Annotated in this window: 7 protein-coding genes; 4 read left to right on the top strand and 3 right to left on the bottom strand. The window is 60.1% G+C overall.

What is annotated here, in order from left to right; genetic code table 11:
• The first annotated feature begins 138 nt into the window (after positions 1–138).
• A complete protein-coding gene (gene metH, locus J3P92_RS10525; protein WP_434650679.1) occupies positions 139–3,849 on the top strand; it encodes a methionine synthase in 3,711 nt (1,236 codons plus the stop codon).
• Positions 3,850–3,914: 65 nt separating this feature from the next.
• Here the strand turns inward: metH and J3P92_RS10520 are convergent, their stop codons facing one another.
• Together J3P92_RS10520 and J3P92_RS10515 are read right to left on the bottom strand one after the other, a co-directional pair.
• Entirely contained in the window at positions 3,915–6,410 is a 2,496-nt protein-coding gene (locus J3P92_RS10520) for an NEL-type E3 ubiquitin ligase domain-containing protein (protein ID WP_434650677.1), read from the bottom strand.
• Positions 6,385–10,701 carry a dermonecrotic toxin domain-containing protein gene (locus J3P92_RS10515; protein ID WP_434650675.1) on the bottom strand — a complete coding sequence of 1,439 codons (4,317 nt, stop codon included), beginning with the start codon at positions 10,699–10,701 and terminating at the stop codon, positions 6,385–6,387. Before J3P92_RS10515 ends, J3P92_RS10520 begins: the two co-directional genes overlap by 26 nt.
• A gap of 264 nt (positions 10,702–10,965) precedes the next feature.
• Between J3P92_RS10515 and J3P92_RS10510 the strand changes: the two genes are divergently transcribed.
• The 3 genes from J3P92_RS10510 (at position 10,966) to J3P92_RS10500 (ending at position 13,864) form a co-directional block, all read left to right on the top strand.
• Entirely contained in the window at positions 10,966–11,184 is a 219-nt protein-coding gene (locus J3P92_RS10510; protein ID WP_024781254.1) for a DUF2970 domain-containing protein, read from the top strand.
• A 543-nt stretch (positions 11,185–11,727) separates the two neighbouring features.
• Positions 11,728–13,386 (top strand): nitrite/sulfite reductase, encoded by a 1,659-nt coding sequence (locus J3P92_RS10505; protein ID WP_434650673.1) that lies wholly within the window; start codon positions 11,728–11,730, stop codon positions 13,384–13,386.
• Positions 13,370–13,864 (top strand): DUF934 domain-containing protein, encoded by a 495-nt coding sequence (locus J3P92_RS10500; RefSeq protein ID WP_420764500.1) that lies wholly within the window; start codon positions 13,370–13,372, stop codon positions 13,862–13,864. Before J3P92_RS10505 ends, J3P92_RS10500 begins: the two co-directional genes overlap by 17 nt.
• A gap of 214 nt (positions 13,865–14,078) precedes the next feature.
• Here the strand turns inward: J3P92_RS10500 and sohB are convergent, their stop codons facing one another.
• Positions 14,079–15,110, bottom strand: a complete 1,032-nt coding sequence (gene sohB, locus J3P92_RS10495) for a protease SohB (protein ID WP_434610833.1) — start codon at positions 15,108–15,110, stop codon at positions 14,079–14,081.
• Positions 15,111–15,148: the final 38 nt, after the last annotated feature.

Here is a 15,148-nt window from a genome sequence, read left to right as displayed (position 1 = left end):
ATTCTCCGACGATTCTACCGGGCAGGCATCACCTTGCAAACATGAGCGATATTCATGCAAAAGCCCAGCATGATCAAATACCGCACAGGTTTGCTATGATCCCGGCTTTCGTAATGGTCTTTTTTTCCAGGTAGTCCTATGTCCGATCGCAGCGCTCGCCTCCATCTTCTCCAGCAAGCCCTCAAGGAACGTATCCTGATCCTCGATGGCGGCATGGGCACGATGATCCAGAGCTACAAACTGGAAGAACAGGACTACCGGGGCAAGCGTTTCGCCGACTGGCCAAGCGACGTCAAGGGCAACAACGACTTGCTCGTACTGACCCGCCCCGACGTGATCGGCTCGATTGAAAAAGCCTACCTGGATGCCGGCGCCGACATCCTCGAGACCAACACCTTCAACGCCACCCAGGTGTCCCAGGCGGACTATGGCATGCAGGGCCTGGCCTATGAATTGAACCTGGAAGGCGCGCGCCTGGCCCGCCAGGTCGCCGACGCCAAGACCCTGGAAACCCCGGACAAGCCGCGCTTCGTCGCCGGCGTGCTCGGCCCGACCAGCCGTACCTGCTCGCTGTCGCCGGACGTGAACAACCCTGGCTACCGCAACGTGACCTTCGACGAACTGGTGGAGAACTACACCGAAGCCACCAAGGGCCTGATCGAAGGCGGCGCCGACCTGATCCTGATCGAAACCATTTTTGACACGCTGAACGCCAAGGCCGCGATTTTTGCCGTGCAAGGTGTCTACGAAGAACTGGGCGTCGAACTGCCGATCATGATCTCCGGCACCATCACCGACGCCTCCGGCCGCACCCTCTCCGGCCAGACCACCGAAGCCTTCTGGAACTCCGTGGCCCACGCCAAGCCGATCTCGGTCGGCCTGAACTGCGCCCTCGGCGCCAGCGAATTGCGTCCCTACCTGGAAGAGCTGTCGAACAAGGCCAGCACCCACGTATCGGCCCACCCGAACGCCGGCCTGCCCAACGAATTCGGCGAATACGATGAACTGCCGGTGGACACCGCCAAAGTCATCGAAGAGTTTGCCCAGAGTGGCTTCCTTAACATCGTCGGCGGCTGCTGCGGCACTACTCCGGCGCACATCGAAGCGATCGCCAAGGCCGTGGCCGGTTATGCGCCGCGGCAGATTCCGGAGATTCCCCGGGCGTGCCGCCTGTCGGGGCTGGAACCGTTCACCATCGATCGCAGCTCCTTGTTCGTCAACGTCGGCGAGCGGACCAACATCACCGGTTCCGCCAAGTTCGCCCGGCTGATCCGCGAGGACAACTACACCGAAGCGTTGGAAGTGGCCTTGCAACAAGTCGAGGCCGGCGCCCAGGTGATCGACATCAACATGGACGAGGGCATGCTCGATTCGAAGAAGGCCATGGTGACCTTCCTCAATCTGATCGCTGGCGAACCGGACATTTCCCGGGTGCCGATCATGATCGACTCCTCCAAGTGGGAAGTGATCGAAGCGGGCCTCAAGTGCATCCAGGGCAAGGGTATCGTCAACTCCATCAGCATGAAGGAAGGCGTCGAGCAGTTCATTCACCACGCCAAGCTGTGCAAGCGCTACGGCGCCGCCGTGGTGGTGATGGCCTTCGACGAAGCCGGCCAGGCCGACACCGAGGCGCGCAAGAAGGAAATCTGCAAGCGCTCCTACGACATCCTGGTCAATGAAGTCGGCTTTCCCCCAGAAGACATCATCTTCGACCCGAACATCTTCGCCGTCGCCACCGGCATCGAAGAGCACAACAACTATGCCGTGGACTTCATCAACGCCTGCGCCTACATCCGCGACGAACTGCCTTACGCGCTGACCTCCGGCGGCGTGTCCAACGTGTCGTTCTCGTTCCGCGGCAACAACCCGGTGCGCGAGGCGATCCACTCGGTGTTCCTGTTGCATGCGATCCGTGCGGGCCTGACCATGGGCATCGTCAACGCCGGCCAATTGGAGATCTACGACCAGATCCCGGTGGAACTGCGCGACGCCGTGGAAGACGTGATCCTCAACCGCACCCCCGAGGGCACCGATGCCCTGCTCGCCATCGCCGACAAGTACAAGGGCGACGGCAGCGTCAAGGAAGCGGAAACCGAGGAATGGCGCGGCTGGGAAGTGAACAAGCGCCTGGAGCATGCGCTGGTCAAAGGCATCACCACCCATATCGTTGAAGACACCGAGGAGTCGCGGCTGTCGTTCGCCCGACCGATCGAAGTGATCGAAGGCCCGCTGATGGCCGGCATGAACATCGTTGGCGACCTGTTTGGCGCCGGCAAGATGTTCTTGCCCCAGGTGGTCAAGTCCGCCCGCGTGATGAAGCAGGCGGTGGCGCACCTGATCCCGTTCATCGAGGCGGAAAAAGGCGACAAGCCGGAAGCCAAGGGCAAGATCCTCATGGCGACGGTCAAGGGCGACGTGCATGACATCGGCAAGAACATCGTCGGCGTCGTGCTCGGGTGCAACGGCTACGACATCGTCGACTTGGGGGTGATGGTGCCGGCGGAGAAGATCCTTCAGGTGGCCAAGGACGAGAAGTGCGACATCATCGGCCTGTCCGGCCTGATCACCCCGTCCCTGGACGAGATGGTGCACGTGGCTCGCGAGATGCAGCGCCAGGATTTCCACCTGCCGCTGATGATCGGCGGCGCCACCACCTCCAAGGCCCACACGGCGGTGAAGATCGAGCCCAAGTACAGCAACGACGCGGTGATCTACGTCACCGACGCCTCCCGCGCCGTGGGCGTGGCGACCCAGTTACTGTCCAAGGAGCTGAAGCCGGCGTTCGTCGAGAAAACCCGCCAGGACTACATCAACGTGCGCGAGCGTACCTCCAATCGCAGCGCCCGTACTGAGCGCCTGAGCTACCCGGCGGCCGTGGCGAAGAAGCCGCAGTTCGACTGGAGCAGTTACCAGCCGGTCAAGCCCACCTTCACTGGCGCACGGGTGCTGGACGACATCGACTTGAACGTCCTGGCCGAATATATCGACTGGACGCCGTTCTTCATTTCCTGGGACCTGGCCGGCAAATACCCACGCATCCTCACCGACGAAGTGGTCGGCGAAGCGGCCACGGCGCTGTACGCCGACGCCCGGGCGATGCTGCGCAAGCTGATCGACGAAAAACTCATCAGCGCCCGCGCCGTGTTCGGCTTCTGGCCGGCCAACCAGGTGCATGACGATGACCTGGAAGTCTATGGCGACGACGGCAAGCCACTGGCGCGCCTGCATCACCTGCGCCAGCAGATCATCAAGACCGACGGCAAGCCGAACTTTTCCCTGGCCGACTTCGTCGCGCCGAAGGACAGCGGCGTCACCGATTACGTCGGCGGTTTCATCACCACCGCCGGCATCGGCGCCGAAGAAGTCGCCAAGGCGTATCAGGAAGCCGGCGACGACTACAATTCAATCATGGTCAAGGCCCTGGCCGACCGTTTGGCCGAAGCCTGCGCCGAATGGCTGCACCAGCAGGTTCGCAAGGAACACTGGGGCTACGCCAAGGACGAAAGCCTGGACAACGAGGCGCTGATCAAGGAGCAATACACCGGCATCCGCCCTGCCCCGGGCTACCCGGCCTGCCCTGATCACACCGAGAAGGCCACTCTGTTCCGCCTGCTCGACCCAGAAGCCAGCGAACTGAAAGCCGGACGCAGCGGCGTGTTCCTCACCGAACACTACGCCATGTTCCCGGCGGCGGCGGTCAGCGGCTGGTACTTCGCCCACCCTCAGGCGCAATACTTCGCCGTAGGCAAGATCGACAAGGATCAGGTCCAGAGCTACACCGCGCGCAAGGGGCAGGACTTGAGCGTGACTGAACGCTGGCTGGCGCCTAACTTGGGTTACGACAACTAAGCGGAAAATACCGACCGGTCGACGCGCTGATGTCGACCGGCCGGCTTCATCGCCACGGCTGCGTATCAGTTACGGCGTGAGGGTCCGGGCTGAGGCGAGCCGCTGCGCGGTGGCTCCGACTCTTCGGCGACGCCCTCCAATACGCCCATCTCTTTTCGGGTCAGCTCGACCAACGTTTGCCTTTCAAGATCGTCGATTTCCTTGCTCTTGGCATTCAATTGCCGGCCATACTCGTGCGCATCGATATCACCTTCGTCGCGACGGTCCTCCAGTTCGTTCAGAAGATCCTCGCGCCGCTGGTAGGTCGCATCATCTATTTCGCGCATTTGTTCTGGGTAACGCTCCCGGAGGTAGCTCGTCCAGTATTCACGCGACAACATGTCCTTGAGCAGTTCATCGCCCTGCTCCGCCTCAAGTACCGAGTCGCGCACCTGCTCCAGTTGCGCTTCGGTGACCGGCACACCATAGGCCATGTGTTCAGGCTGTCCTGGCAAATCGATTCCATCGCCCCAATCTCTCGTCAGGCCAATGCGATAACGCAGGCGGACCTCTGCCCGGTCCATGCCTTGCCCGTTCGCTTCGGCCAACGTATCGACCCGGTCCAGCCGAAACAGCTGACGGGACAAGCGCAGCAGCGCCCGCCCCCTGCGCTCCAGGCTGCCGAGAGGAATGTCGCGCAACGCTTGATAGACAAACACACGAACCTCCAGCTCGCTGAACGTCAAGATGCGTCCGTCGATGCAGGTGCCGTGGGTTTCGGCGCTCTGAAACAGCAACCGGCGCAGTTCGCCGTTTTCGCTGGCCGCTTCCAGGACGTTCCACACCCGTTGCGTCAATGCCGCGCGGCTACGCCTGAAATCGATGGTGTTACGCAAGTGGGCGAGCAACTGGAAAAGTCGTTCGTGATCGTTTTCCTCGGCCAGTTGCGTCCAGATTTTCTTCCGAGCCGTCATCTGATCACCGCTGGAGCCGACCAGCCATTGCTTCAGCGCCTGCGCCGACGTATCGCCTGCCGGATTGAGAACAGGCTCGGCCTCAGGGAAGACGGCATGAGGATCCTGATGGAAGTTGCCGCCTCCACCGCCATCCGAGTCGTCATCAAAATCAGAAACATTCCCTTGCGGCGCTTCCAATCCGGCGATCCATTCATCGAGTTCTTCTCGGGAAAGGCCCATGACTTCTTCGTGGTTATTTTCTTCCAGGTAATCCCTCAGTGCTTGAAGGGTGGGAAGCGACAGGTCTTCGTTATCACTCAGGTCCATTCCGGCCACGAGTGTTTCATGACTGCCATCGAGCAAGTCCGGCGCAAGGTCCGTGAACTCGTTGCCGCTCACGTTCAGCTCCCTCAGGTCTTGCGCATCCAGCAGATGGCTGGGCCAGTCTGATAACTCGTTATAACTGAGATCCAGCGATTCGATCCGACCAAAGTCCGGTGGATCGAATGCTCTCAATCCGTTGGTGCTGAGGTTCAGCGAACGCAGGCGACCATGGGTCAATAACGGGTAAGCCGCCCCCGACGGCAAATTGTTGTACCCAAACCCCAAGTGCTCCAATTGCGGCATTTGCAGGACGGCATCCGGTACGGCGCTCAGTTCATTGCTGCCCAGGTCCAGGTGTCTCAGCTGAGGAAAAGCCCCGAGGAAACCGTTTGAACCTTGTTCGGTTATCAGGACGCCTGAAAGATCCAGCATCGTCACCCCAGGAATCGAATCGACCAGCTCAGGCAAGTCGCCTAGCTGCAGGCCATGCAGGCTGAGTGTCTGCCCTGGGCCACCGTAACGCATCAATTCTCTTTGCCACGCCTCGCGAATGCTCCCCGCCGCAAGGGCGCGGCTTTGCGCGGACACGGAGCCCCTGGCTACGCGTATTTCCCGGATAAAAAGCCAGCCATTCAATCGACGCGTCAGCGAAATATACGCCTGGTGCCACTGGTTGATCTGACTGTCGATTTGCCCGTCGGTCATGCCCTGTTCACGCCATCGCTCCAGCACCAGGACCGACTGTCGCTGTGTCAGGAGCGGATCCAGCCGCCTCAGGCGAAGCTGCCGCCCGGCATCGCCCTCGACCACTGCCGACGCCTCGGGGAGCGCCAATAGATGTCGAGCCGTGGACCAACTCGTTTCTGTCGGCGGGAACTCGGACGGTACAGTCCCCCCGGAGAATCGAGCCAAAGCGCCATGGGGAAGCCCTCTCGCATCCTCGACCCGTCGTTGTGCCGCGCCCAGCGCCGCCTCGCCTTCGGGATTGAAGGGGTTACCGGTCACATCGACCTTCAGCAGGACGTCGTCACTGGCCAGCGCCGCGGGTGGGAGCGATTGGATCTGGTTGTCCCGCAAGTCGAGCCAGGACAGGTTCGGCAAGCTCTCGGCACCGGTTGGCCAAGCTTGCAGCCGGGTTGACCGGAGGTTCAAGGCCCTGAGTTGGGTCAAGGCACTGACATCAAAGACATTGAGGGGATTGTTCTCCAGGTTCAGTTGTTCAAGTGTCTGCAAGCCGTTGAACTGCGCCTGGACCGCAGGCGTGGCGAGCAGGTTGTTATCGCGCAGGTCGAGTTGTTTCAAGACTGGCAAGTCTTCGGCGGCAAAAAGGCAATTCGCTGAAGCCGTTGCCGCTGATATCCAATGTCCGCGTACCGGTGAACGCTCTAAAGAAGCTGCGTGCCTGCGCGGCAGGAACATCCAACGATCCCAGGCGCAAAGTTTCCACATGGGAAAAGCTACCGGCCGGCAGCACCGGGAGCGTTGTCAGCTTTTTAGCGGGAAGACTCGATTCGGATGGCGGCAATTCGAACGTTGCGATTTCAGTCGTCGGTAAATCGAGACGTTGGCGAACCGCACGACGCCAGCTGTCTCGCAAGGCTCGGAACAGGGGTCCACCGCCCCGCCACCACAGTGTCGAAGGCATCGAAGGCGTCGATGTTTGCGGCCCTGTCACCTCATACTGCGCAAAAATTTCATCGTGTTCCGCCCTGATGGCCTCTACCGCGTCAAAGCGTGCCTGGTGAGTATGCAGAGTGCTGTCGAACCGCTCCGGCAGGCGTCCATAGAATTCCGCCTCACCAATGAGCAATCGCAATTGCCCGCGACAGTACCCGTCGACCATCTGGTCCACATCGGTCAGATGGCCGAGCTCACCGGCATAGTCGCGGACGTACCGGTAGGCACGCGCGAACGACGCCGGGGTCAGCGCCGACCAATTGAGCGACATGCCTGGCCACAGCGCTTCACGACCTTCGTATATCCAATCAGGCAACGTATGGATCGATGTGCGCACCAGGTCCAACCGTTCGAGCAGAGGAAGACGCTGCACATATTCGGGCCATTGCGTCAGGGCCTGGGGCGCCTCGATGGTCAAACTCCGCAAACGATTCAACGGTGTCAGGTCCAGATCACCGATGACCGCTGCATCGAAACCTGAATAATCGAGATGTAACGTCTCCAGTGAGGTCAGCCTGGTGAGCGTCGCCGGGAAATCCTCTGCCAGTGAGGAAGCAGCCGTAGAGAATCGCAGGCTGGTGAGCCCTGGCATCTGGTTCACCGCCTGCGGCAAGGTAGTCAAGTGCTGCGCTTGGGCGAAAAGAGAACCGATGTATTGGCGTTCCCGCCCGCCAATCGACAATCTCGTGACGCCAGGGAAGCGCGCCAGGAACGCATCCGCGTTAGCGTCTGTCAGGCTATTGCCGACCAACGACAATTCACGCACGTGGGGAAAATCGAGGGGCATTTCAGGCGGCGGCACCTCGGTGGAAAGCGACAGTCGCGCCGCTTCGGCCGAGTCTTGCGCCAGCGGTCCATTGCGCCAGCTCTCCCTGAGCGCCTGCACAAATTGACGCCTATGGAAATCGGCAGGGCTGCCTGTAGAAGGCCCCCGCCAAAGGTCGAGCGTGTCATTGAGCGACAGCCACTCACGCTGGCGAATTTGCAATAGCGAATAGATCTGTCGATCTGTTTTGCCCTGCTGTTGCCTGAAAAAGGCATCGGCTTGCTCCGCGCCTGGATAAAGCTCTTCCACCCGTGCCCTAAGGGACGGATCCAGCCCCTGCCCTCGTCCACTCGCGTAGTAACCCTTGAGCGTCGCGCTTACGCGGATCGGCGGCTTGAAACGTTTGGCATGAGGTTCAAGGAACGATGTCATTGCCTTGTGGTGCACGTCTGCGTATTCGATGACCTTGCGTTGCAGTACGGCGCCTTGCTCGACATCCGACAGCCCCAGTGCAGAAGACGCCTCCTCAGGCAGCGCCCGGAGAATCGAACGGTAGAAGTTGCCGCCCGTGTCAGGGAGCTGCCCCAATTCGTTGAGCGCCTGATAACGAGGTCCGTTTTTGATCAGGTATTTTTTCTGCGGTGCATCTTCAGCGCCGATGCTGTCAAGCAAAGCCCCTTCGACGCCTCCCTCACGCACTTCCAGACGCAGCGTATCCGGCCATCCCGGCAGTTTTTCCAGGGCTCGCAATGCCAGTCGCCGACTGTCGGCCGAAGGGATATTTTCGCTGCGCAACCCTGCGTACGCCCGCACCTGGCGTCCTTGTCGCGCATACCAACGCGCCTCTTCCAACAGGTTCAGCGGCGCGCGTCGCGTCGCGTCCAGACGGGCGAGATCCGCAGCCCGGCCATGGGCGATCACCTCTTGGGCGGCGGCCTCGCTAAGGCCCGGGCACTCAAGCTGCAACGTGCGAATTCGAGCGTCCGCAGCTTCCGTGCCCTTGTACAGCCTGTCGAATACCTGCGAACGGGTGACAGATTCCGTTGCGTCTTGCGGCTGGCCGATCACGCGGCCTGCCTCGGCATCCGTCTTGAACAGGCGCATCGCATCCTTCAGTTCGGGAGGCGGCGGCGCTAGGTCCATGTGCATTTTGCGTAGTGTGTTGTCGCTGACACCGCTGATGTCCGCGAGCCTGAGCAGCACGTCATCGGAAAATACCGCAGTCTCATGACCGATGCGCCTGAGCAGCGTCAGGCGATCCCAGGTCATCGGGCGCTCCAGGGAATGGTGCCAGGCGCCAGCGCCGTTATGCAAGAGGATGGGTTGATAGGCCGCATCGTCGGTCGGATGTCTGATGCGCCATTTGTGCACCGATGCATCAAAAAACTGCTCGTAGACCTTGTCACCCTGACGGATATAGGTCTTCCCATCGATTTGGTATTGGCCCAACGCGTTCGGAACATTCGTGCTGTCGAGTGTGACCTCACGCTCATAGCGACTCAGGTCGGGTTTCCACAGGCGTGTTTCGCCATTGGGCAATGTCACGGGCTCAAGACGCTCGATCACCGGCTCCGCCTTGATCGCGGCCAGCTTGCCGATTCCTGCGCCCGCACCGGCCATCACGGCCATCATTGCCAGGTTCTCGGCGATATCGACCAAGTGGGCCTTGGCTGCCCGTTTGTCACCCTCGCCCCACTCCACCGCACCTTCAAGGGTTTCGTACAGCAGCTGTTCGGCCATGAAAACCATCATCACCTCGCCCAGCACCGGAACGAACATGGACGCGATGTTCACGGCAAACAGCCCTAGCTGCAGGAGGCTGGCCAGTTTCGCTGCCCTCGCCTTGGCGTCGACATCATTCGTGGGGACCGCATGGCTGCGCGCATCGGCCAGTACCTGATCACGGTACCGGTCATAGAGGTATTGCCATGGGTCGAGGTTGTCGGCCCACGCTACGCGGCCTTTCTGGCCCACCGACGAGGGCGCGATGTAGGGGTTGGGTTCGCGCTCCATTTTGGGATGCTTAGGAGGGAACTCATTCACGCTCACCAAATGCCTGACAGGCCCCAGGATAACCGCCCAGTCATTCATGGGCTCAGCGATCCAGCGCAATTTATCTCGTGGGGATCCGGCAGCCTCCCGGACAAACTGGCTGAAGAAATAAGGTCGCTTGTCGTAGGGAACGAACTGACTGAAAAAACGCTGGTAAGGCGTGGGACCGGTGTCTGGTCGCGCCGTATCCGGGGTGGTGAGCAATTGCTTGAAGCGGGTTTTCAGTTGATCGCCGTTGTATCGCTTTAGCGGATGCTTGGGGTCATGGGGAACGTAGAGAATGACTTCGTCGCTGTAGCGATCTATTTCGCAAGGAGTAAACGCGACGCAGCCCACCATCCTCTGCTTCATCAACGTCATGTCCTCGAACCAGACCGGCGTATTGCCTATCCGAGGATTGTTCTCGCCATTGATGACCGAGAGGATCATCGCGTGATCCTTGGGCTCGATATCCTTCGCCAACAACGCTTGCTCGGCGGCGGCCCTCATCGCGGCTTTCTGGTTGGCAATGAAATGCTCGCGAAGCGTCGTTTCGGTCGCGGCGTCAGCCGGATAGAAAAAAGACTTGAGATAGGTCTGGTACTTCGTACCGATATCCAGGCTGCGGCACAGCTTGAGGAACTGACCGACCGACACGTTCAGTACCACGGAAGAGCCTGTGCCGTGTGTGCCTGCTTTCATGACGAATCCAGAACTGTGATGGTAGGCATGGGGGTCACACTCCCAGCTTTCGAAGTTGTGCAGCGCGGCCTGTAGCATGGGCAACGCCAACACTTCGAACGTGCTCAGTTCCGTCTTGAACAACCCCATTTCCATTGCTCTTCTGAGGCATAGCCAGGTCTTGTCGACATCCGCCTCGACTCCGAACTGATCTTTTAATGCCTGGACCAACAACGGCTTGGCGAACGTGTCGATGTCCTGGAACGACGACATCGTCTTATCCAGATGAATCCGTGCGGCAGCACTTTCCTTGAAGCAGGCGTCCACGACCTTACGCTGGTCTGGCGAAGCATTCGTATACCAGGCGGGCTTTTGCGTTCCGGCTTGTTTCAGCGCCTTCCGGCGTTGTGTCGATGCTTCGATAAGCCATGCAGGCATGGCAGTCTCCAGAAAGTCTGCGTGCACACTCTCCGTGGCCCGTGACCCTGGCTGTGGTTTTTTCTTCGGGTTGCGTGTGGAATTCGGTGGCATACATCGCTCCTTTGAATGAAGCGACAGCAGACCCGTTCGGCGAGCCGCATCGGCGGTAGATAGTTATAGGCCGTCGGAAAACATCGTAACGAATCCCCAAGCATGGCCGAACCCTCCACGAAGGCGCAGATTGACTATGCTGGGTGGGAACCGATTTTCAGCGAGGGATTTATGGACGATCCAGTCGACAACAAGCCGCCCACCCTGTTGCAGATGATGCACAGCGTGCTCGCCGCGGCTTTTGGTGTGCAGAGCGGCAAGAATCGCGCCCGGGATTTCACCCACGGCAAACCAAGCCACTTCGTGATACTGGGGATCGCTTTCACGGTGATCTTCGCCTTGACGTTGTTTGGCATCGTCAAGCTGGTGGTGCATCTGGCGGGGTTGTAGCTCCCTTCAACACCATAGATGACCCTGTGGGAGCGAGCCTGCTCGCGATAGCGATTGTTCAGTCAAGCATGAAGCGACTGACACACCGCTATCGCGAGCAGGCTCGCTCCCACATTGCGTTGCGCGTTGAGTTGAAAATTATTGATGACTGACCCAGAACACCGCCGTGCCCACCACCAGGATAATCAGGAACAGAATGGCCCAGGCATCAACGGTACTGTCGCTTTTCCTTGCTTTGGTCGAATTGCTCATTGCATCGCCTCTTGTCGGTTTTGTAGGTGATTGCATAGGGACTCGACCACAGTTAAGACGATGATTGCCCGCACGACAAATGTGGATTAGCCGATAACTTATCTCATTAGTCGATTTCGTTCTTTACATATACTCAAACATCACTTTTGCGCATAACTCAAAACAGGTATCTTGCACCGGCTCCTCTAGGAGTGCGCGGCCGTGCGCGCAGAATTGCCGAGGCAGAACCCGATTCCAGCGAGCCAAGACGCAGCTGTTTCTGATCGGCCCAAGCCTGAGACCGAGACTTATATGTACGTATATGACGAGTACGATCAGCGGATCATCGAGGACCGCGTCAAGCAGTTCCGTGATCAGACCCGACGCTATCTGGCAGGCGAGCTGAGCGAAGAAGAATTCCGCCCTCTGCGCTTGCAGAATGGCCTGTATATCCAGCGCTTCGCCCCGATGCTGCGCGTGGCCGTGCCTTATGGCCAACTGACCTCGCGCCAGGTGCGCAAGCTGGCGCAGATTGCCCGCGACTACGACAAGGGCTACGCCCACATCAGTACCCGGCAGAACGTCCAGTACAACTGGCCGGCGCTGGAAGACGTGCCTGAGATCCTCGCCGAACTGGCCACCGTGCAGATGCACGCGATCCAGACGAGCGGCAACTGCCTGCGCAACGTCACCACCGACCAGTTTGCCGGCGTCGCGGCCGATGAGCTGATCGACCCACGTCCATGGTGCGAAATCGTCCGTCAATGGACCACGTTCCACCCGGAATTCGCCTACCTGCCGCGCAAGTTCAAGATCGCCATCAACGGCTCGAGCTCGGACCGCGCGGCCATCGAAGTCCATGACATCGGCCTGGAAACGGTCTACAACGCCGCCGGCGAGCTGGGCTTCCGTGTACTGGTGGGTGGTGGCCTGGGCCGTACGCCGGTGGTCGGTGCGTTCATCAACGAGTTCCTGCCATGGCAGGACCTGCTGAGCTACCTCGACGCCATCCTGCGGGTGTACAACCGCTACGGCCGTCGCGACAACAAGTACAAGGCGCGGATCAAGATCCTGGTCAAGGCCCTGACGCCTGAAGTGTTCGCCGAAAAGGTCGAGGCCGAAATGGTCTACCTGCGCGGCGGCCAGACCACCCTGACCGAAGCCGAAGTCCACCGTGTGGCCAAGCACTTCGTCGACCCGGACTACAAGGCCCTGGGCAACCAGGATGCGGAACTCGCCGCCCTCGACAAGGAGCATCCAGGTTTCGCCCGCTGGCGTACCCGTAACACGCTGGCTCACAAGAAGCCCGGCTATGTCGCGGTGACCCTGTCGCTGAAACCGACCGGCGTGGCGCCAGGCGATATCACCGACAAGCAACTGGACGCCGTCGCCGACCTGGCCGATCGCTACAGTTTCGGCCAACTGCGCACCTCCCACGAGCAGAACATCATCCTGGCCGATGTTGAACAGAGCCAGTTGTTCACCCTATGGGGCGAGCTGCGCGAACAAGGTTTCGCCACCCCGAACATCGGCCTGCTGACCGACATGATCTGCTGCCCGGGCGGTGATTTCTGCTCCCTGGCAAACGCCAAGTCGATCCCGATCGCCGAATCGATCCAGCGCCGCTTCGACGACCTGGACTACCTGTTCGATATCGGTGAGCTGGACCTGAACATTTCCGGTTGCATGAACGCCTGTGGTCACCACCACGTTGGCCACATCGGCATCCTGGGCGTGGACAAGAAAGGCGAAGAGTTCTACCAGGTCTCCCTCGGTGGCAGCGGCAGCCGCGATGCCAGCCTGGGCAAGATCCTCGGGCCATCGTTTGCCCAGGACGACATGCCGGATGTGATCGAGAAACTGATCGACGTGTACATTGAACAACGTACCGAAGACGAGCGTTTCATCGACACTTATCAACGTATCGGCATCGACCTCTTCAAGGAACGCGTCTATGCAGCGAATCATTAAGAACAACGAAGTCATCGACGAGACCTGGCACCTGCTGCCCAAGGACGCGACCCTCGATGGCATTTCCAATTGCGACGACCTGATCGTGCCCCTGGCCCTGTGGCGCGATCACGCCCACGCCCTCAAGGCCCGCGATGGCGGCCTGGGTGTGTGGCTGGACGCCGACGAGGAAGCCGAGGAAATCGGAGATGACGCCAATCAGCTCCAGGTCATCGCCCTGAACTTCCCGGCCTTCACCGACGGGCGCAGCTACTCCAACGCCCGTCTGTTGCGTGAACGCTACGGCTTCAAGGGTGAACTGCGGGCCATTGGCGACGTGTTGCGCGACCAGTTGTTCTACATGCGCCGCTGCGGTTTCGACGCCTTTGCCCTTCGCGCCGATAAAGATCCGTACGAAGCCCTCGAAAGCCTCAAGGACTTCTCGGTGACTTATCAGGCGGCCAGTGACGAACCGCTGCCGCTGTTTCGTCGTCGCTGATACCTGATACACAAAAAAGCCCTGGACCGGGTGACCGGTTCAGGGCTTTTTTTGTTGATGGATATTGAGAGCAGAACCTAATCTTCAGCCCGCCTTGGCCCCATGTGGGAGCGAGCTTGCTAGCGGTTTGCCTGGGCAGGTGATGTTGAATGTACCGCCGCCATCGCGAGCAAGCTCGCTCCCACAGGGTTTAGTGGTGGCCACCCGCCTCGAATTACCAAAACCGCTGCTGGGTCAGGCGGCTCCACCAACTGAGCAGCACACGATCCACCGAACCGCTTGCCGCCATGCCGATGCGTTCCTGCAGGCTTTTGCGTTCGGCATAGTGCAGGTGGTACAGCTCGGCACCCTTGGCCCTTTCGGCCAGGTACTCGTCGCTGGTTTTCAGCTCGTCCACCAAGCGCTTTTCCAGCGCCGCGACACCCAACCACACTTCACCTGTGGCAACGTCATCGATCGCCAGCTGCGGGCGGTACGTGGCGACAAAGTTCTTGAACAGCGCATGGGTAATGTCCAGGTCTTCCTGGAATTTTTCCCGGCCCTTTTCCGTGTTCTCGCCAAACACCGTCAACGTTCGCTTGTATTCGCCGGCGGTCAGCACCTCGAAATCGATGTCGTGTTTCTTCAGCAGGCGATTGACGTTGGGCAACTGCGCCACGACGCCGATGGAACCGAGAATCGCAAACGGGGCGCTGATGATCTTCTCGCCGATGCACGCCATCATGTAACCGCCGCTGGCCGCCACCTTGTCGATGCACACCGTCAACGGTACGCCCGCCTGGCGGATCCGCGCCAGCTGCGACGAGGCCAGGCCGTAGCTGTGGACCATGCCGCCGCCGCTTTCCAGGCGCAGCACGACCTCGTCCTTGGGCGTCGCCAGGGTCAGGAGGGCGGTGATTTCATGGCGCAGGCTTTCGGTGGCGGAGGCCTTGATGTCACCGTCGAAATCCAGCACGAAGACCCGAGGCTTGGCAGCCGGTTTGTCCTTCTGCTTTTTTTCGGCCTTTTCAGCCTTGCCTTCGCTCTTGCGCAGGGCCTTGAGCTGCTCCTTGTCCAGCAGCGTCTGCTCCAGGCGCTCGCGCAACGCTTTGTAGAAATCGTTGAGCTTGCTGACCTGCAGCTGCCCCACCGACTTGCGCCGCCCCTTGCTGCGCAGCGCAGCGAAACTGGCCATGACCACCAGGATGGCGATGACCAGTGTGACCGTCTTGGCCAGGAAACCGGCGTATTCGACGAAAAACTCCACAGCGACTCCTTAAATGCAATGCGCCATTTGAACGCAGG

The organism is Pseudomonas sp. D3-27 (genome assembly GCF_051132165.1).
Classification (GTDB): domain Bacteria; phylum Pseudomonadota; class Gammaproteobacteria; order Pseudomonadales; family Pseudomonadaceae; genus Aquipseudomonas.
The sequence above is the reverse complement of the archived record's forward strand: the minus strand, read 5'-3'. Positions and strand labels throughout refer to the sequence as shown.

What these genes read in the sequence shown, in the direction of transcription:
- J3P92_RS10505 (WP_434650673.1), top strand. Translation starts at nt 11,728, where the DNA reads ATGTACGTATATGACGAGTACGATCAGCGGATCATCGAGGACCGCGTC.
- J3P92_RS10500 (WP_420764500.1), top strand. Translation starts at nt 13,370, where the DNA reads ATGCAGCGAATCATTAAGAACAACGAAGTCATCGACGAGACCTGGCAC.
- metH (WP_434650679.1), top strand. Translation starts at nt 139, where the DNA reads ATGTCCGATCGCAGCGCTCGCCTCCATCTTCTCCAGCAAGCCCTCAAG.
- J3P92_RS10515 (WP_434650675.1), bottom strand. Translation starts at nt 10,701, where the DNA reads ATGCCTGCATGGCTTATCGAAGCATCGACACAACGCCGGAAGGCGCTG.
- J3P92_RS10510 (WP_024781254.1), top strand. Translation starts at nt 10,966, where the DNA reads ATGGACGATCCAGTCGACAACAAGCCGCCCACCCTGTTGCAGATGATG.